The 17,977-nt window shown below is 59.8% G+C and carries 15 protein-coding genes; 9 read left to right on the top strand and 6 right to left on the bottom strand.

The window, feature by feature from the left end:
* Positions 1–90 precede the first annotated feature (90 nt).
* From M5B42_RS27490 to M5B42_RS27480, 3 genes are all read right to left on the bottom strand, one after another.
* Positions 91–900 (bottom strand): Cof-type HAD-IIB family hydrolase, encoded by an 810-nt coding sequence (locus M5B42_RS27490; RefSeq protein ID WP_248747571.1) that lies wholly within the window; start codon positions 898–900, stop codon positions 91–93.
* 216 nt (positions 901–1,116) lie between these two features.
* A complete protein-coding gene (locus M5B42_RS27485) occupies positions 1,117–1,905 on the bottom strand; it encodes a VacJ family lipoprotein (RefSeq protein WP_248747570.1) in 789 nt (262 codons plus the stop codon).
* Positions 1,898–3,196: a serine/threonine protein kinase gene (locus M5B42_RS27480; protein ID WP_177100396.1), complete on the bottom strand. Its 1,299-nt coding sequence runs from the start codon at positions 3,194–3,196 to the stop codon at positions 1,898–1,900. Before M5B42_RS27480 ends, M5B42_RS27485 begins: the two co-directional genes overlap by 8 nt.
* Positions 3,197–3,432: 236 nt before the next feature.
* Here M5B42_RS27480 and M5B42_RS27475 point away from each other — a divergent pair, with 236 nt between their 5' ends.
* Positions 3,433–3,792, top strand: a complete 360-nt coding sequence (locus M5B42_RS27475) for a hypothetical protein (RefSeq protein ID WP_248747569.1) — start codon at positions 3,433–3,435, stop codon at positions 3,790–3,792.
* A gap of 193 nt (positions 3,793–3,985) precedes the next feature.
* Here the strand turns inward: M5B42_RS27475 and M5B42_RS27470 are convergent, their stop codons facing one another.
* Positions 3,986–5,536, bottom strand: coding sequence for a beta (1-6) glucans synthase (locus tag M5B42_RS27470; protein WP_248747568.1), 1,551 nt, complete (start codon positions 5,534–5,536; stop codon positions 3,986–3,988).
* 213 nt (positions 5,537–5,749) lie between these two features.
* Positions 5,750–6,310 carry a hypothetical protein gene (locus M5B42_RS27465; protein ID WP_248747567.1) on the bottom strand — a complete coding sequence of 187 codons (561 nt, stop codon included), beginning with the start codon at positions 6,308–6,310 and terminating at the stop codon, positions 5,750–5,752.
* A gap of 393 nt (positions 6,311–6,703) precedes the next feature.
* Between M5B42_RS27465 and M5B42_RS27460 the strand changes: the two genes are divergently transcribed.
* From M5B42_RS27460 to M5B42_RS27450, 3 genes are all read left to right on the top strand, one after another.
* Complete coding sequence (locus M5B42_RS27460; RefSeq protein WP_248747566.1) at positions 6,704–7,552, top strand: glycine betaine ABC transporter substrate-binding protein; 849 nt, start codon at positions 6,704–6,706, stop codon at positions 7,550–7,552.
* A gap of 225 nt (positions 7,553–7,777) precedes the next feature.
* On the top strand, positions 7,778–8,089 hold the full coding sequence (locus tag M5B42_RS27455; RefSeq protein ID WP_103498758.1) for a DUF485 domain-containing protein: 312 nt from the start codon (positions 7,778–7,780) through the stop codon (positions 8,087–8,089).
* On the top strand, positions 8,086–9,744 hold the full coding sequence (locus M5B42_RS27450) for a cation acetate symporter (RefSeq protein ID WP_248747565.1): 1,659 nt from the start codon (positions 8,086–8,088) through the stop codon (positions 9,742–9,744). The genes M5B42_RS27455 and M5B42_RS27450 overlap by 4 nt, the downstream gene beginning before the upstream one ends.
* 192 nt (positions 9,745–9,936) lie before the next feature.
* Here the strand turns inward: M5B42_RS27450 and gltA are convergent, their stop codons facing one another.
* Positions 9,937–11,226: a citrate synthase gene (gltA, locus tag M5B42_RS27445; RefSeq protein ID WP_103498760.1), complete on the bottom strand. Its 1,290-nt coding sequence runs from the start codon at positions 11,224–11,226 to the stop codon at positions 9,937–9,939.
* Positions 11,227–11,589: 363 nt separating this feature from the next.
* Here gltA and sdhC point away from each other — a divergent pair, with 363 nt between their 5' ends.
* The 5 genes from sdhC (at position 11,590) to M5B42_RS27420 (ending at position 17,944) form a co-directional block, all read left to right on the top strand.
* The gene (gene sdhC, locus M5B42_RS27440) at positions 11,590–11,964 is read left to right on the top strand and encodes a succinate dehydrogenase, cytochrome b556 subunit (RefSeq protein WP_103498761.1); all 375 of its coding nucleotides are present in this window, start codon (positions 11,590–11,592) and stop codon (positions 11,962–11,964) included.
* Positions 11,958–12,326 carry a succinate dehydrogenase, hydrophobic membrane anchor protein gene (gene sdhD / locus M5B42_RS27435; RefSeq protein ID WP_103498762.1) on the top strand — a complete coding sequence of 123 codons (369 nt, stop codon included), beginning with the start codon at positions 11,958–11,960 and terminating at the stop codon, positions 12,324–12,326. The genes sdhC and sdhD overlap by 7 nt, the downstream gene beginning before the upstream one ends.
* A gap of 3 nt (positions 12,327–12,329) precedes the next feature.
* Entirely contained in the window at positions 12,330–14,102 is a 1,773-nt protein-coding gene (gene sdhA, locus M5B42_RS27430; RefSeq protein WP_100940872.1) for a succinate dehydrogenase flavoprotein subunit, read from the top strand.
* A gap of 12 nt (positions 14,103–14,114) precedes the next feature.
* The gene (locus M5B42_RS27425; protein WP_100940979.1) at positions 14,115–14,819 is read left to right on the top strand and encodes a succinate dehydrogenase iron-sulfur subunit; all 705 of its coding nucleotides are present in this window, start codon (positions 14,115–14,117) and stop codon (positions 14,817–14,819) included.
* A 293-nt stretch (positions 14,820–15,112) separates the two neighbouring features.
* Complete coding sequence (locus M5B42_RS27420; RefSeq protein WP_103498763.1) at positions 15,113–17,944, top strand: 2-oxoglutarate dehydrogenase E1 component; 2,832 nt, start codon at positions 15,113–15,115, stop codon at positions 17,942–17,944.
* Positions 17,945–17,977: the final 33 nt, after the last annotated feature.

The raw sequence follows: 17,977 nt of genomic DNA, 5'->3' as shown, positions 1-17,977 counted from the left end.
ATGCGATCTGGTAGCCGACATCGTTGTTGCCTGGATAACCGCTATCGCCAGCAAGCCGGCTCCTACAGGGGACCGTGTTCAGTCTGTGGATTACGCTGTCAGCAGGTTCGCCGCCAGATAACGGGCCACTGATTCCTCGCTGCAACTGCCCAGGGTTTCATGCCCGGGCAGGGCCTGGAACACCTTGGCGTGAGCTGTGCCCATGACCAGCCCCTTGCCGATGCTCGAGAGCATTTCCACGTCGTTCATCCCGTCGCCAAATGCGATGCACTGGCTCAGCGGCACTTGCAGGAAGTCCGCGAGTTTCTTCAGGGCACTGCCCTTGGACACGCTGCTGGCCATCATTTCCAGGCAGAAGGGCGAGGAAAAGGTGCTGTGCACCTGATCGCCCACCAGGCGCTTGAGCTGTTCATCCAGGATCGCCAGGGCCTCATGGTCCTTGTCCTTGTGGATAAAGAAGACTTTCTCCACCGCCTCGATGGGGAACTCATCGCCAGTCACTACCGTGGGAGGAAAGCCTTCGTTCTGCATGAATCTCTTCAGCAACTGGCTATCGGCATTGGTGAACCATTGGGACTGGCCATACAGGTTGGTCACCAGGTTCGGGTCGTGCCGGGTGGCATCCAGCAGCGCTCGCACCGCCTGAGGTGACAGATGCTCGCTGGCGTCCAGGGTCTTGCAGGCACTGCTGACCCGTGCGCCGTTGGCGGTGATCAGGTGAACCTTCAGGTTGTAGGGCCGCAGGATCGCCTCGACATCGGGCTGGCTGCGCCCGGTGGCGATAACCACATGCTTGCCGGCCTCCAATAGGCGCTTGAGCACCCCATGGGAATAGTCGCCGATGCGGTCATCCGGTAGCAGCAGGGTGCCGTCCAGGTCGGTGGCGATCAGGTGGTACATGCTTATGTCCTTGTCAGGCCTGTTATCTGCAATCTTGAGAGCACCGTGCGCCTTGTAGGAGCCCGGCTTGCCGGCGATGGCGGCCGTAAGGGCAATGCAAGGCTTGAGGGCCTCATCGCCGGCAAGCCAGCTCCTACAGGTTTTGTGGCGCTTTAAAGGGTTTGTTATCTCAGCTTACCGGCAGCGCGACAGGTCCATCACCTGTAACATCCTGGCTTATTCGGCAATCTGCAACTTGCGCGCCTCGGTGTACACGTAGCGGACTTTCTCGTATTCGAACGGCGAGTTCAACTGACCGTAACGGAAGCTGGTGGTGTAGCGCTTGTCGATGGCCTCCAGCAGATAGATTTCCGGGTGGTCGGAACTGACCTGGGAAACGTTGAGGAAGTTGATCTGTGATTCGGCGGCGAAGTCGAACACCAGCCCCGTGGTATCGCGCAGGTTCGACGGCCCGAAGAACGGCAGCACCAGGTACGCCCCGCCCGGTACACCATAGAAGCCCAGGGTCTGGCCGAAGTCTTCGGTCTGGCGTGGCAGGCCCATCCTGGTCGCCGGGTCCCACAGGCCGGCGACGCCGATGGTGGTGTTGAGCAGCAGGCGCCCGGTGGTTTCCAGCGCGCGCTTGCCTTTGAACTGGAACAGGCTGTTGAGCAGGTTGGAAACGTCCCCCAGGTTACTGAAGAAGTGGCTCACCCCCTCGCGCAGGAAGGTCGGCGTGACGTAGCGGTAGCCATCGACCGCCGGCAGGAACACCCACTCGTCGAAGCGGTAGTTGAAGTGATAGACGTGGCGGTTCCAGGACTCCAACGGGTCGTAGACACTCAGGGCGTTGAGGGTCGAACGTTCGAATTCGCGCTGGTCCAGGCCCGGGTTGAACTTGAGCTTGGTCAATGGCTCGGTGAAACCGTCCGAGTCATGTATCACGGGGTCGTGGGCCTTGCTGTTGTCGGCCAGGGCAGGGGTTGCGCAGAGCAAGGCTGCGATCAACAAAAGAGATTTAGCCACGGAAGAACTCCAGCATGGCGTCGGCGTTGACGCGGTAATTGAGGTTGCCGCAGTGGCCGCCATGGGGGTAGACCGTCAGACGATTGCCAAAGGTGCTGCGCAGGAAACCCAGGTCGCCAGGGCCGAGGATGACGTCGTCGGCGTTGTGCATCACGGCGATTTTCGGGCTGTCGTGCAGGTAGTCCTTGAGGGCGTAGAGGCTGACCTGGTCGATCAGTTGCAGCAGGCTGCCGCCGTCGCTGCGGGCGCGCCACATCGGGATCACCTGTTCGGTCAGGTAGCAGTCGAAATCACACTGCAGGGCGCGCTTGAACATCGGCGTGAGGCTGGTGCCTTCGCTGATCGGGTATTTCGGCGGGGTGATCAGGCCGCGGCGGTTGATCAGGTCCGAGGTAAAGGCGATGTCCGCCGCCGAAAAGCGGAAGGTGGTGCCGATCAACATGGCCATCTGTTCATTGGTCAGGTGCTGCTTGGAATGCTGGAAGTCGTAGACCAGGGCGTCGTTGAGGTCGATGTAGCCCTTCTGCTGGAAGTAGCGGGTCAGCTTGCCCAGCACCAGCTCATAGAAGGTGGTGGTGTTGTTGATGCCCTTGACCTCGGTCTGGACCAGCTTGTCGAGGTTGGTGACCGAGGTGTAGAGGTTGACCGGCGGGTTGAGCAGCAGGACTTTCTTGAAGTTGAAGCTGCGCCGGGTTTCATCCAGCTTGCTGACGAAAGCGGCATCCAGGGCGCCGAGGCTGTAGCCGGTGAGGTAGTACTCGGTCACCGGCAGTTTCGGTTGTTGGGCGCGTACCGCCTGCATGACCCGGTACATGTCCTCGGCGTCTTCCTGGCTGATACCGGGGGTGGCGAAGCGCGAGGCGGCACTCATAAAGTCGAAGCTGGTGGGCGATGACAGCTGCACGACGTGGTAGCCGGCCTGGTAATAGAGCTTTTTCAGGTACTCGTTGATGCTGCTGTCATAACGTGCGCCGGTGCCGGAGATCAGGAAGATCAGCGGTGCCGGGTGATCCTGCTGGGCCAGGCGGTAGGTGAGTTTCTTCACCGCCCAGAAATTGTCCGGAAGGATGAAGTCGCGCTCGGGGCGCAACTTGAGGCTGTAGTCGGCCTGGTGGATGCTGTCGTCGTCGGGCAGTTTCGGCCGTAGCGCCGGTGGCGTGGTGGCGATGGTCGCTTCAAACGGGTTGGTCAGCGGGTAGCCATAACTGGCGGCGTCGACATCGACTGCCAGGGCGGACGCACTCAAGATGAGACCGCCGATAAAGGCAGCGAGGCGCAGAGAACGGAGCATGACTACATCCCTTTGAAGGAAAGCACTGAATGAGGTTCGCAGGCTATGACCATCGGGGTACTGCCGAAGTGCCATGTCCCGACGCTAAAAAAGCATTTTAGATGGGGGGGCGACGGGTAATTGCCTGGCAACGATACACTTTGCCGCAGTTTGCCGAACAGTTATATGTGGTGAGCGCTTGCATAGGTGGTTCTGGCGATTATGCTGGGCGCCGTTTTCGCTTATCGGAGTTGTCCATGTCTCGCCGTTTGCCGCTGGTTCTGCTGCTTATTGTCCTGCCGTTGTGGCTGGCTGCCAGTTATGGCGTGCGTTATGGATTGATGGAGGACGGGCAGTGGGTCGGGCTGTGCCTGGACGAGGCGTCGCGCTGGCAGTGCCAGGCGCGCTCCAACCTGGGCTGGTTGATCCACTTCAAGGCGCTGGGCTGGACGGCGTTGGTGGCGGCAGTGTTGGCTTTTGTCGCGCCGGGGCGTTTGGGTCGAGGCCTGGCGGTGCTGGCGCTGCTGGCCGGATTTCCGGCGCTGGCGTTGTACAACACCAGTCTGGCGGTGTTTGCGCTGGTGATGGCGGGGTTGCGGTTGGTGCGGGCGGCTTGATGGGGTGGTGGATACCGTCTTGACCCTTGCCTCATCGTTACGGTCAATGCGGTCATTGTGGGAGCTGGCTTGCCGGCGATGGCGTTCCCACGAACGGTGCAAGGCTTGAGGGCCTCATCGCCGGCAAGCCAGCTCCTACAAGGACGGTGTTTCAGCGCGCAATAGCGTCGAGCCCTGAAGTCGGGTTTGTCTGTTATTTGCGAACCCGCACACTACGCCACAGCGCGGCCACCATCAGCACGCAGACCAGCGCCCAACCCCAGGCCTGCTGGTTGGCCAGGCCTTCACGGTACAGCTGCGGGGCAATACCGGCGCCGATGATCAGCGCCAGCAGCCCCATCTCCCGACGCGGGCCGCGCACCGGACGCACCAGGAACACCAGCGCCGGCAACAGCAAGGCTGCGCTCGGGAAGCTGCGGTAGCGTGGATCGAATACCAACTCCAGCATCATCACCGCCACTGCAAAGCCCGAGCCTGCCAGCAGCCAGCCGGCGCGTTGCTCCAGGGATTTGGACAGGCCGGCGCGCCAGCCGGCCTGGCTACCCAGGGTCAGTGCCGCATGGGCCAGCACCAGCAGGTTCAACAGCACCAGCAGGCCGGCCCAGACCCACTCGCTGGTAAACCGGCTGGTGACCCACGCCAATTCGCCCCAGGCACCTATGGAGCAACCTGCCAGCGCCCCCAGCAGCGGCAACAACAGCGCCGCCCGGGTATTGCGCACTAGCCCGGCCAGCAGCAAGGTACCGAGGAATATCACCCCACCGAAACCCAACCACAGCGGCCATTGCGGCAGGTTCGAAACCGGCCCGGCCAACACGCCCTTGTCCTGGCGGTCGGCATCGAACAGCCCCCAGTAACCGCCGACCGCACCTTCGCTGCCGCGTTTCCACGGTTGGTCGAAGGCCTCGATCAGGTTGTAGTGCCAACCGTTCTGCTCGGCCAGGGTGACAAAACCGCGAATGAACTTCGCTTCGTTGACCCGGCTCGGCAGGGCGGTTTCACGCTGGCGGCCTTCGCTCGGCCAGCCGGTTTCACCGATCAGGATGTCCTTGGGGGCGAACCGCTTGCCGAATACCTCGCGGACCTGGGCGACATGTTCGATCGCGCGGTCGATCCCGGCAGGGTCATCTTCCCAGTACGGCAGCAGGTGAATGGTCAGGAAGTCCACGGCCGGGGCGACCTGCGGATGCTTGAGCCAGAATTCCCAGACGTCGGCATAGGTCACCGGCTGCTTCACGTTGGCCTTGACCTTGTGGATCAGCTTGACCAGTTGCGACTCGGTGATTTCCTTGCGCAGCAAGGCTTCGTTACCGACGATCACCGCGCTGACCACATCGGCGTTGGCGTTCGCCGAGGCGATCAGGGCGTCGACTTCCTGCTCCGTGGCCACGGGATCGCTGCTGACCCAGGCGCCGATCATCATTTTCAGACCATGCTTGCGTGCCAGTTCGGGAAGCTGTTCCAGGCCGGCCTGGGAATAGGTGCGAATACACTCGAAGTTCGTCGCCAGCAGCGCCAGGTCGGCATCCATGCGTTCGACACGAGGCTTGAACGGCTGGTCGAACGGCGATTGGTCCTTGGCGAACGGCGTATAGGAGGCGCATTGCAGCTTGTGGGTCGGCGTCGCCGCATCGGGCAGGATCACCGGCTGGCCGAGGCCATACCAGAAGCCGCAAAGTGCAAGAAGTCCGAGCAGGCTGGCGAACAAGAACGGGAGGAGCGGGAAACGGGCAGTGGCGGACATGGTCGGGCCGTATGGGAACAAAGCCGCGCATGTTACCCGGATTTCTCCGGGTCGAGGGCCCTCGCAGTATTTTGTCATGCAAAGTTTTGGCGCAGTAACGGCAGAAGTGAACTTGTGGTACGGGTTTCACGGCGAACTATCCGACATGGACTACATGGCGCCCGCTTTTATCTATCGCGGGCGCCATATTCTACGTCTTGTGGACAGGCGCTCTTATTGGGCTGAATCCGTTGGCGTCGAGCCTCCACTTGCAGGGCTATCAAATTTATACAGTTTGGAACATTTTGTATCATGAAACGAGTCGTCGAATATATATTCGATCTCAATAAGGCCCTGCCAGTCTGTTGCCGTATTTCTTGATACGTTAAGGCTATGCCACTGCGCATCCTGTATCATGGCGTCTGGAGACTTATACCAGGCGAGATACCCTGTTCCATTCGAGTCGTATTTTCCGATGCGAAAATTGATGTTTCCTTTGTTTCTTCCGTTGTTGGGGCTGATTTTATAAGCAATCGTCTCGACAAGAAAAGTATAGTGCCCATTGCTAGGTAAAAATCGAGCACTGACCTGCATATCCCCGTTATATCCATTGGCGGAGCACGGGATAGACCACTGAGTTTTACCGTCACGCGATTTGGACAGTAAAGCCTTGATTGCGCCACCAGGTGGTTCAGGCATGCCAGGTTTGGCAGACTCTTCTGCGTGGACGCTGAGCACAAGTGCAGAAGCACTGATGAATGATAGAAAGTAAGACAGTACTCTGATGATTTTCATTTTTTTCGCCCTTTTCATTGAGAGATATCCCCCCAAACTTGAGCGTCTGAATCCTGAATTGCTCGGCTTGATAGCGCGAAATCAACAGACTTACTCTTTTGATAGCAGGCTGTAGGGGTTCTGTCTAGGCTGAACGGTGTCAGTTTGTCATATTCATTTAATGACGGGATTTCCCCCAGCCCCCGATTGCTGGCGTTCTGATGTCGTTTCTCGTTGCCTTGAGGTCGCTGTCAGAGCAGGTCGATGGGCGAGGCGGGTTGATGATCAGGGTATCAGTACTCCGCTGATGATCGAACGGGTTTGGCGGTGAGGCGTGATGGGGGCGCTGTGCACCATAACAATACGTTGACGTCGCCCGGCAGTCGTCGGGTGCAGCATTTCGGGGAAGTAACGATGAAGATGCGACGACTCTTAGGCGCAGGTGCCGCTCTGGTACTGGCGATCAGTTCCAACCTGGCCGGTGCGGCGGCCAAGGAAGTATCCATCGGTTATGTCGATGGTTGGTCTGACAGCGTGGCCACTACCAACGTGGCGGCCGAGATCATCCGGCAGAAACTGGGTTATGACGTCAAGCTGCAAGCCGTCGCGACCGGGATCATGTGGGAGGGGGTTGCCACCGGCAAGCTCGATGCCATGCTTTCGGCCTGGTTGCCCGTGACCCATGGTGAGTACTGGGCCAAGAACAAGGACAAGGTGGTTGACTACGGCCCCAACTTCAAGGATGCCAAGATCGGTCTGATCGTGCCGGAGTACGTCACGGCCAAGTCCATCGCCGACCTGAAGACTGACACCACCTACAAGAACAAGATCGTCGGCATCGACGCCGGTTCAGGCGTGATGCTCAAGACCGACCAGGCCATCAAGGACTACGGTCTGGACTACAAGCTGCAAGCCAGCTCGGGGGCGGGGATGATCGCCGAACTGACCCGTGCCGAGAAGAAGAACGAATCCATTGTCGTCACCGGCTGGGTGCCGCACTGGATGTTCGCCAAGTGGAAACTGCGCTTCCTGGACGATCCGAAGGGCGTCTATGGCGCCGCTGAAACCGTGAACAGCATCGGCAGCTTGAAGCTGGAAGCCAAGGCGCCGGAAGTGGCGGCGTTCCTGAAGAAGTTCCAGTGGGCCTCCAAGGATGAGATCGGCGAAGTCATGCTGGCGATCCAGGACGGCGCCAAGCCGGATGTTGCGGCCAAGGACTGGGTCGCCAAGCACCCGGACCGCGTAGCCGAGTGGACCCAGTAACCCACCTGCCCGCGTAGTACCCCGAAAAGGCCGCATGATATTCCGTCATGCGGCCTTTTTGCGTCTGGGTGTCTGTCATCACCGCCTACACTGATTCAGAGCGTCTTCGCCTGAAAACTGGCGAAACGGTAATGTCGTTCTAATACTAAGGTCGTCTGGTTTCGCTTCCCCAGCCGCCTAAAGTGAAAAAGGTTTCATCTCATCTGTGCTGCGAGGATAAAAACAATGAACGACAGCATTTACCTCTCGATTCAAAACAGCCCCCGCTTCAAGGAGCTGGTCAGGAAACGGGAACGCTTCGCCTGGACACTGTCGGCGATCATGCTCGGACTTTACTCGGGTTTCATTCTGTTGATCGCCTATGGGCCACAGATCCTGGGCGCCAAACTCAGTCCCGGCTCTTCCATTACCTGGGGCATCCCGTTGGGTGTCGGACTGATCGTTTCGGCGTTCGTCCTGACGGCCATCTATGTGCGTCGCGCCAATGGCGAGTTCGACGACCTGAACAACGCGATTCTCAAGGAGGCCCAACAATGATCCGGCGTCTATTGGCAGTATTGGCCGGCTCGGCTTTCGCGCCCCTGGTCCTGGCGGCTGACGCCCTGACCGGCGAAGTGCACAAGCAACCTCTCAATCTGGCGGCCATCGCGATGTTCGTGGTGTTCGTCGGCGCCACCCTGTGCATCACCTACTGGGCCTCCAAGCGCAACAAGTCGGCTGCCGACTACTACGCGGCGGGCGGCAAGATCACCGGTTTGCAGAACGGCCTGGCGATTGCCGGCGACTATATGTCGGCGGCGTCCTTCCTGGGGATTTCCGCGCTGGTCTATGCCTCGGGTTATGACGGCCTGATCTACTCCATCGGCTTCCTGGTGGGCTGGCCGATCATCCTGTTCCTGATCGCCGAGCGCCTGCGCAACCTGGGCAAGTACACCTTTGCCGATGTGGCGTCCTACCGCCTCGGGCAAACCCAGATCCGTTCGCTGTCGGCCTGCGGTTCGCTGGTGGTGGTGTCCTTCTACCTGATCGCCCAGATGGTCGGTGCCGGCAAGCTGATCCAGCTGCTGTTCGGCCTGGACTACTACGTGGCGGTGATCCTGGTGGGGATCCTGATGTGCCTCTATGTGCTGTTCGGCGGCATGCTGGCCACCACCTGGGTGCAGATCATCAAGGCGGTGCTGTTGCTGTCCGGTGCCTCGTTCATGGCGCTGATGGTGATGAAGCACGTCAACTTCGACTTCAACATGCTGTTTTCCGAAGCGGTCAAGGTTCACCCCAAGGGTGAAGCGATCATGAGCCCCGGCGGCCTGGTGAAGGATCCGATCTCGGCCTTCTCGCTGGGCCTGGCGCTGATGTTCGGTACTGCCGGGCTGCCCCACATCCTGATGCGTTTCTTCACCGTGAGTGATGCGAAGGAAGCGCGCAAGAGCGTGTTGTACGCCACCGGGTTCATCGGCTACTTCTATATCCTGACCTTTATCATCGGTTTTGGCGCGATCCTGCTGGTCAGCACCAACCCGGCGTTCAAGGATGCGGCGGGCGCGCTGCTCGGTGGCAACAACATGGCGGCGGTGCACCTGGCCAACGCGGTGGGTGGCAACATCTTCCTCGGCTTTATCTCGGCCGTGGCCTTTGCCACCATCCTCGCGGTGGTGGCCGGTCTGACCCTGGCCGGCGCCTCGGCGGTGTCCCATGACCTGTATGCCAGCGTGATCAAGAAGGGCAAGGCCAACGAAAAGGATGAGATCCGCGTCTCGAAGATCACCACCATCGCCCTTGGTGTGCTGGCGATCGGCCTGGGCATCCTGTTCGAAAGCCAGAACATCGCGTTCATGGTCGGCCTGGCGTTCTCGATTGCCGCCAGCTGCAACTTCCCGGTGCTGCTGCTTTCCATGTACTGGAAGAAGCTGACCACCCGTGGCGCGATGATCGGCGGCTGGATGGGCCTGGTCAGTGCGGTAGGGCTGATGATCCTCGGCCCGACCATCTGGGTGCAGATCATGCATCACGAGAAGGCGATCTTCCCGTATGAGTACCCGGCGCTGTTCTCGATGATCATTGCGTTCGTCGGGATCTGGTTCTTCTCCATTACCGACAAGTCGGTGGCGGCGGAGAAGGAGCGGGCGCTGTTCTTCCCGCAGTTCGTGCGTTCGCAGACCGGTCTGGGGGCGAGTGGGGCGGTTTCTCACTAAGGGTTGTATAGGCTTCTCTATATAAGCTGTGTTGCAACGAAATGCCCCGGTCGAGAGGCCGGGGCATTTTTGTTGGCTGTCTCGGTCATTGTAGGAGCAGCCGGCATTGGGCAACCGGATGTCCACAAACAGAAACGGCCTCTATCAAGAGGCCGTTTCCGGTGCAGCTAAGGTGTCAGCGCGAGGCAAACCTTACTTGCGGTCTTCCAGCTTGGTGATGTCACGCGACTCGTAGCCGGTGTACAGCTGGCGCGGACGGCCAATCTTGTACGGGCTGGAGAGCATTTCCTTCCAGTGGGAGATCCAGCCCACGGTCCGCGCCAGGGCGAAGATCACGGTGAACATGCTGGTTGGAATGCCGATCGCCTTGAGGATGATCCCCGAGTAGAAGTCGACGTTCGGGTACAGCGAACGCTCGATGAAGTACGGGTCGGTCAGGGCGATCTCTTCGAGACGCATGGCCAGTTCCAGCTGCGGATCGTTGTTGATGCCCAGCTCTTTCAGGACTTCGTCGCAGGTCTGCTTCATCACGGTGGCGCGTGGGTCGCGGTTCTTGTAGACCCGGTGACCGAAGCCCATCAGCTTGAACGGATCGTTCTTGTCCTTGGCCTTGGCGATGAACTTGTCGATGTTCGAGACATCGCCGATTTCATCGAGCATGGTCAGGACCGCTTCGTTCGCGCCGCCGTGGGCAGGGCCCCAGAGCGCGGCGATACCGGCGGCGATACAGGCGAACGGGTTGGCACCCGAAGAGCCCGCCAGGCGCACGGTGGAGGTCGAAGCATTCTGCTCGTGGTCGGCATGGAGGATGAAGATCCGGTCCATGGCCTTGGCGAGCACCGGGCTGATCGGTTTGATCTCGCACGGGGTGTTGAACATCATGTGCAGGAAGTTTTCCGCATACGACAGGTCGTTGCGCGGGTACATCATGGGTTGACCCATGGAGTACTTGTACACCATCGCGGCCAGGGTCGGCATCTTGGCGACCAGGCGAATGGCGGAAATCTCGCGGTGCTGGGCGTTATTGATGTCCAGGGAGTCGTGGTAGAAGGCCGACAGGGCGCCAACCACGCCGCACATCACGGCCATCGGGTGGGCGTCGCGACGGAAACCGTTGAAGAAGGTCTTCAACTGCTCGTGCACCATGGTGTGATTCTTCACGGTGCTGACGAACTGGGCCTTCTGCTCGACTGTCGGCAGTTCGCCGTTGAGCAGCAGGTAGCAGGTTTCCAGGTAGTCGGATTTCTCGGCGAGTTGCTCGATCGGGTAGCCGCGGTGCAGCAGGATGCCGTTATCGCCGTCGATATAGGTGATCTTCGACTCGCAGGAAGCGGTCGACATGAAGCCAGGGTCGAATGTGAACCGGCCCGTGGCCGTCAGGCCCCGCACGTCGATTACATCGGGACCAACGGTGCCGGTTAAAATGGGCAGCTCGACGGGGGCTGCGCCCTCGATGATCAACTGCGCTTTTTTGTCAGCCATGTGGCCTCCTATTTATGCTTGAAATCATCAGACAGGCCCCCCACGCAGGGCCCGCACCACTATAGTGAGATAAATTCGAATGTCAATTTGCCAAAAGTCTTGTCGTAGGCGGCTTTGGGCGGACCTTTTCCTCGAAATTGACGGCTATTTACGCCTTTTATCCGGCTAACGCAATGCGCTATTAGGGGTAGTCCTTTGCGTTGTCATTAGTAGCCTAACTGTCTATACTCGGCACCCGACCGCCAGGGGCTTTTGGGCCTGTTTTACTGGGGGTCGTCACTCCCTGGGTGGTGGGTACCTGACCAGTGCACTTGCCCAACAACTTTGCCCTGATCGTTAGGGCTCATCAGTGAAAAAAAAGCCGTGAAAAGCCAACGACCTGTAAACCTAGACCTAAGGACCATCAAACTCCCCATAACCGGCGTTACGTCGTTTCTTCACCGTGTATCCGGCATCATTCTCTTCCTGGGCCTTGGCTTCATGCTGTATGCATTGGGCAAATCCCTGGGTTCGGAGGAAGGTTTCGCCGAGGTGAAGGCGTGCTTGACCAGCCCGCTGGCCAAGTTCATTGGATGGGGGCTTCTGTCCGCCTTGCTGTATCACATGGTGGCTGGTGTGCGCCATCTGATCATGGATATGGGCATCGGTGAAACGCTGGAAGGCGGCAAACTGGGCTCTAAAATCGTCATCGCCATTTCCGTGGTGCTGATCGTTCTGGCGGGAGTTTGGATATGGTAACCAGCGTTACGAACCTATCGCGTTCGGGCCTCTACGACTGGATGGCGCAGCGCGTATCTGCTGTCGTTCTCGCGGCTTACTTCATCTTCCTGATCGGATACGTCGTTGCGAATCCGGGCCTGGGCTACGCCCAGTGGCACGGGCTGTTCGCCCACAACGGGATGCGCATCTTCAGTCTGTTGGCCCTGGTGGCCCTGGGCGCTCACGCCTGGGTCGGCATGTGGACCATTTCGACCGACTACCTGACGCCGATGGCGCTGGGCAAGTCCGCGACAGCAGTGCGTTTCCTTTTCCAGGCAGTATGCGGCGTTGCGATGTTCGCCTACTTCGTCTGGGGTGTGCAGATTCTCTGGGGTATCTGATTCATGGCTAACATTCCAACGATTTCTTTCGACGCCATCATCATTGGCGGCGGCGGTGCGGGCATGCGTGCCGCGCTGCAACTGGCCCAGGGTGGTCACAAGACGGCCGTGATCACCAAGGTGTTCCCGACCCGTTCGCACACCGTATCGGCCCAGGGTGGCATCACCTGCGCCATCGCGTCCGCCGACCCGAACGATGACTGGCGCTGGCACATGTACGATACCGTCAAGGGTTCCGACTATATCGGTGACCAGGACGCTATCGAATACATGTGTCAGGAAGGCCCGGCTGCCGTTTACGAGCTGGACCACATGGGCATGCCGTTCTCGCGTACCGAGCAGGGTCGTATCTACCAGCGTCCATTCGGCGGTCAGTCGAAGGATTACGGTAAAGGCGGTCAGGCCGCACGGACTTGCGCCGCTTCCGACCGTACCGGTCACGCGCTGCTGCACACCCTTTATCAGGGCAACCTGAAAGCCGGGACCGTGTTCCTGAACGAGTACTACGCTGTCGATCTGGTGAAGAACCAGGACGGCGCGTTTGTCGGTGTGATCGCGATCTGCATCGAAACCGGCGAAACCAGCTACATCCGCGCCAAGGCCACCGTCCTGGCCACCGGCGGTGCCGGTCGTATCTACTCGTCCACCACCAATGCCCTGATCAACACCGGTGACGGCGTCGGCATGGCCCTGCGTGCTGGCGTGCCGGTACAAGATATCGAAATGTGGCAGTTCCACCCGACCGGCATCGCCGGCGCCGGTGTACTGGTCACCGAAGGTTGCCGCGGTGAAGGCGGTTACCTGATCAACAAGCATGGCGAGCGTTTCATGGAGCGTTATGCTCCGAACGCGAAAGACCTGGCCGGTCGTGACGTGGTAGCACGTTCGATGGTCAAGGAAATCATCGCCGGCAACGGCTGTGGCCCGAATGGCGACCACGTGCTGCTCAAGCTCGACCACCTCGGCGAGGAAGTGCTGCACAGCCGCCTGCCAGGTATCTGCGAACTGTCCAAGACCTTCGCCCACGTCGACCCGGTCGTTGCCCCGGTTCCGGTCGTTCCAACCTGCCACTACATGATGGGCGGCGTTGCCACCAACATCCATGGCCAGGCGATCACCCAGGACGCCGAAGGCGTCGACACCATCATCCCGGGCCTGTTCGCGGTCGGTGAAGTGGCGTGCGTATCGGTTCACGGTGCCAACCGCCTGGGCGGCAACTCGCTGCTCGACCTGGTGGTCTTCGGCCGTGCGGCCGGCCTGCACCTGGAAAAAGCCCTGACCGACGGTATCGACTACGACGACGCCACCGACGCCAACATCACGGCGGCACTGGCACGTCTGTCCGCTCTGAACGAACGTACCGACGGCGAAGACGTGGCGACTCTGCGTCGCGAGCTGCAAAGCTGCATGCAGAACTACTTCGGTGTATTCCGTACCGGCGAATACATGCAGAAGGGCATCGCCCAGTTGGCTGACCTGCGCACTCGTATTGCCAACGTCAAGATCAACGACAAGTCCCAGGCCTTCAACACCGCGCGTATCGAAGCCCTCGAGCTGCAAAACCTGCTGGAAGTGGCCGAAGCCACGGCGATTGCCGCTGAGCATCGCAAAGAGTCCCGCGGCGCCCACGCCCGTGAAGACTTCGAAGAGCGCGACGACGAAAACTGGCTGTGCCATACCCTGTTCTTCCCGGGTGAGAAGCGTGTGACCAAGCGTGCCGTTAACTTCTCGCCGAAGACCGTTCCGACTTTCGAACCAAAAGTCCGGACTTACTAAAGGGTGATCGATATGTTGCAAGTCGAAGTTTATCGTTACAACCCTGACACCGACGCCGCGCCGAAAACCCAGGTTTTCCAGGTCGACACCGGTGGCAAGGACTTGATGGTGCTGGACGTACTGGCCCTGATCAAGGAACAGGACGAAGGTTTCTCCTATCGTCGCTCGTGCCGTGAAGGCGTGTGCGGTTCCGACGGCATGAATATCAACGGCAAGAACGGCCTGGCGTGCATCACGCCGCTGTCCGCCGTGGTCAAGGGCAACAAGCTGGTGGTGCGTCCGCTGCCTGGTTTGCCGGTGATCCGTGACTTGGTCGTCGATATGAGCATCTTCTACAAGCAATACGAGAAGGTGAAGCCATTCCTGCAGAACGACACGCCGGCGCCGGCCATCGAACGTCTGCAGACGCCGGAAGAGCGCGAGAAGCTGGACGGTCTGTACGAGTGCATCCTGTGCGCTTGCTGCTCGACTTCCTGCCCGTCCTTCTGGTGGAACCCCGACAAGTTCCTGGGCCCGGCCGCCCTGCTGCAAGCGTACCGCTTCCTGGCAGACAGCCGCGACACCAAGACCACCGAGCGTCTGGCTTCGCTGGATGACCCGTTCAGCGTATTCCGCTGCCGCGGGATCATGAACTGCGTCAACGTCTGTCCGAAAGGCCTGAATCCGACCAAGGCCATCGGTCACATCCGTAACATGTTGCTGCAAAGCGGCGTGTGATTCAGCGGCTGTAACCTGGCTGTTGTAAAACGGCAGTTGTAAATAGTGGCACCGCTGTAACCGTAGAAAGGCCAGGGCGCGGGCTTCAACCCGCGCCCCGGCTATAACCAGAGCAACGGCTCATAAAGCTGTGGCTCTTATTTTTGAAGAAATGAGACCAGCAGGGGCATCCGGGCTGGTACCCGGACTATCAGCGTGATCCCAAGTGGCTTGTTCTGGTCTCGGCATTCGGACTGTTGCAAGCGTGCGTGGTGTTTTCGCCGGTGGTGTCCCCTAACCGAGGGTGACCAAGCATGCAAGAAAGCGTGATGCAGCGCATGTGGAACAGCGGCTATCTTTCAGGTGGTAACGCTGCCTATGTGGAAGAGCTCTACGAGCTCTACCTGCACGACCCTAACGCTGTGCCAGAAGAGTGGCGCACCAAATTTCAGACGTTGCCCGCTGACGGCAACGCTGCCACCGATGTTTCGCACTCGACAATCCGCGACCATTTCGTCTTGCTGGCAAAGAACCAGCGCCGCGCCCAACCGGTTTCCGCCGGCAGCGTGAGCAGTGAGCACGAGAAGAAGCAGGTTGAAGTGCTGCGATTGATCCAGGCCTACAGGATGCGTGGCCACCAAGCAGCCCAGCTCGACCCGCTGGGACTGTGGCAGCGTCCTGCACCCGCAGACCTGTCGATCAATCATTACGGCTTGACCAATGCCGATCTTGATACGACCTTCCGTGCCGGCGACCTGTTCATCGGCAAAGAGGAAGCGAGCCTACGCGAAATTCACGAAGCGTTGCAGCAGACATATTGCCGCACCATCGGCGCTGAATTCACGCATATCGTCGATACCGAGCAACGCCACTGGTTCCAGCAGCGTCTGGAAAGCGTGCGCGGCCGTCCGATCTTTTCCGCGGAAATCAAGAGCCACCTGCTTGAGCGCGTCACCGCCGCCGAAGGCCTGGAAAAGTACCTGGGCACCAAGTACCCGGGCACCAAGCGTTTCGGTCTGGAAGGCGGCGAGAGCCTGATTCCGATGCTCGACGAGCTGATCCAGCGTTCCGGTTCCTACGGCACCAAGGAAATCGTCATCGGCATGGCCCACCGTGGCCGTCTGAACGTGCTGGTCAACACCTTCGGCAAGAACCCGCGCGAGCTGTTCGACGAGTTCGAAGGCAAGAAGAAGGTCGAGCTGGGTTCCGGTGACGTGAAATACCACCAGGGCTTCTCGTCCAACGTGATGACCACCGGCGGTGAAGTTCACCTGGCGATGGCGTTCAACCCGTCCCACCTGGAAATCGTTTCCCCGGTGGTCGAAGGTTCGGTTCGCGCCCGTCAGGACCGTCGCAACGATGCGGCCGGTGACAAGGTTCTGCCGATTTCCCTCCACGGTGACGCGGCGTTCGCCGGTCAAGGCGTGGTCATGGAAACCTTCCAGATGTCGCAGACCCGCGGTTTCAAGACCGGCGGCACCGTGCACATCGTGATCAACAACCAGGTCGGTTTCACCATCAGCAACCCGCTGGACTCGCGTTCCACCGAGTACGCCACCGACGTTGCGAAGATGATCCAGGCGCCGATCCTCCATGTGAATGGCGATGATCCGGAAGCCGTCCTGTTCGTGACCCAGCTGGCCATCGACTACCGCATGCAGTACAAGCGCGACGTGGTGATCGATCTGGTCTGCTACCGTCGTCGTGGTCACAACGAAGCGGATGAGCCTAGCGGCACCCAGCCGTTGATGTATCAGCAGATCACCAAGCAGCGCACCACCCGTGAGCTTTACGCCGAGCGCCTGGTTCAGGCCAAGGTGCTGGACGAAGAGCGTGTCCAGGCGAAGATCGACGAGTACCGCAACGCCCTGGACAACGGTCTGCACGTGGTAAAAAGCCTGGTCAAGGAGCCGAACAAGGAGTTGTTCGTCGACTGGCGCCCATACCTGGGTCACGCGTGGACCGCACGTCACGACACCCGCTTCGATCTGAAGACCTTGCAGGAACTGTCCGCCAAGCTGCTGGAAATTCCGGAAGGCTTCGTGGTCCAGCGCCAGGTCGCGAAGATCTACGAAGACCGTCAGAAGATGCAAGCCGGCGGCCTGCCGATCAACTGGGGTTACGCCGAAACCATGGCGTACGCGACCCTGGCGTTCGAAGGTCACCCGATCCGCATGACCGGCCAGGACATCGGCCGCGGTACGTTCTCGCACCGTCATGCCGTGCTGCACAACCAGAAAGACGCGGGCACCTACATTCCGCTGCAGAACCTGTACGAAGGTCAGCCACGCTTCGACCTGTACGACTCGTTCCTGTCGGAAGAAGCCGTGCTGGCGTTCGAATACGGTTACTCGACCACCACGCCTGAGGCGCTGGTGATCTGGGAAGCCCAGTTCGGCGACTTCGCCAACGGTGCCCAGGTGGTTGTCGACCAGTTCATCACCAGTGGCGAGCACAAGTGGGGCCGTCTGTGCGGTCTGACCATGCTGCTGCCGCACGGTTATGAAGGCCAGGGTCCGGAGCACTCCTCGGCCCGTCTGGAACGCTACCTGCAGCTGTGCGCCGAGCACAACGTCCAGGTCTGCGTGCCGACTACCCCGGCACAGATCTACCACCTGCTGCGTCGTCAGGTCATCCGTCCGCTGCGCAAGCCGCTGATCGTGCTGACTCCGAAGTCGCTGCTGCGTCACAAGCTGGCAATCTCCACGCTGGAAGATCTGGCCGAGGGTTCGTTCCAGACCGTTATCCCGGAAATCGACGCCCTGGACCCGAAAAAGGTCAGCCGTCTGATTCTGTGCAGCGGCAAGGTCTACTACGACCTGCTGGAAAAACGCCGTGCCGAAGGCCGTGACGACATCGCTGTGGTGCGTATCGAGCAACTGTATCCGTTCCCGGAAGACGACCTGATCGAAATCCTGGCGCCGTACAAACACCTCAAGCACATCGTCTGGTGTCAGGAAGAGCCGATGAACCAGGGCGCCTGGTACAGCAGTCAGCATCACATGCGTCGCATCGTTGGCGGACACAACAAGTCGCTGGTACTTGAGTACGCCGGCCGTGACGCCTCTGCCGCACCGGCTTGTGGTTATGCATCGATGCACGCTGAGCAGCAGGAAAAACTGCTGCAAGATGCCTTTACTGTTTAACGCCTTCGCGCACCTGAAACCGAATTTAAGGAA

This window comes from Pseudomonas sp. MWU12-2037, from assembly GCF_023242345.1.
Classification (GTDB): domain Bacteria; phylum Pseudomonadota; class Gammaproteobacteria; order Pseudomonadales; family Pseudomonadaceae; genus Aquipseudomonas; species Aquipseudomonas gingeri_D.
The sequence above is the reverse complement of the archived record's forward strand: the minus strand, read 5'-3'. Positions and strand labels throughout refer to the sequence as shown.

Coding starts and splice junctions, on each gene's coding strand:
- M5B42_RS27490 (WP_248747571.1), bottom strand. CDS start 900: ATGTACCACCTGATCGCCACCGACCTGGACGGCACCCTGCTGCTACCG.
- M5B42_RS27480 (WP_177100396.1), bottom strand. CDS start 3,196: ATGCTCCGTTCTCTGCGCCTCGCTGCCTTTATCGGCGGTCTCATCTTG.
- M5B42_RS27475 (WP_248747569.1), top strand. CDS start 3,433: ATGTCTCGCCGTTTGCCGCTGGTTCTGCTGCTTATTGTCCTGCCGTTG.
- M5B42_RS27470 (WP_248747568.1), bottom strand. CDS start 5,536: ATGTCCGCCACTGCCCGTTTCCCGCTCCTCCCGTTCTTGTTCGCCAGC.
- M5B42_RS27465 (WP_248747567.1), bottom strand. CDS start 6,310: ATGAAAATCATCAGAGTACTGTCTTACTTTCTATCATTCATCAGTGCT.
- M5B42_RS27460 (WP_248747566.1), top strand. CDS start 6,704: ATGAAGATGCGACGACTCTTAGGCGCAGGTGCCGCTCTGGTACTGGCG.
- M5B42_RS27455 (WP_103498758.1), top strand. CDS start 7,778: ATGAACGACAGCATTTACCTCTCGATTCAAAACAGCCCCCGCTTCAAG.
- M5B42_RS27450 (WP_248747565.1), top strand. CDS start 8,086: ATGATCCGGCGTCTATTGGCAGTATTGGCCGGCTCGGCTTTCGCGCCC.
- gltA (WP_103498760.1), bottom strand. CDS start 11,226: ATGGCTGACAAAAAAGCGCAGTTGATCATCGAGGGCGCAGCCCCCGTC.
- sdhD (WP_103498762.1), top strand. CDS start 11,958: ATGGTAACCAGCGTTACGAACCTATCGCGTTCGGGCCTCTACGACTGG.
- sdhA (WP_100940872.1), top strand. CDS start 12,330: ATGGCTAACATTCCAACGATTTCTTTCGACGCCATCATCATTGGCGGC.
- M5B42_RS27425 (WP_100940979.1), top strand. CDS start 14,115: ATGTTGCAAGTCGAAGTTTATCGTTACAACCCTGACACCGACGCCGCG.
- M5B42_RS27420 (WP_103498763.1), top strand. CDS start 15,113: ATGCAAGAAAGCGTGATGCAGCGCATGTGGAACAGCGGCTATCTTTCA.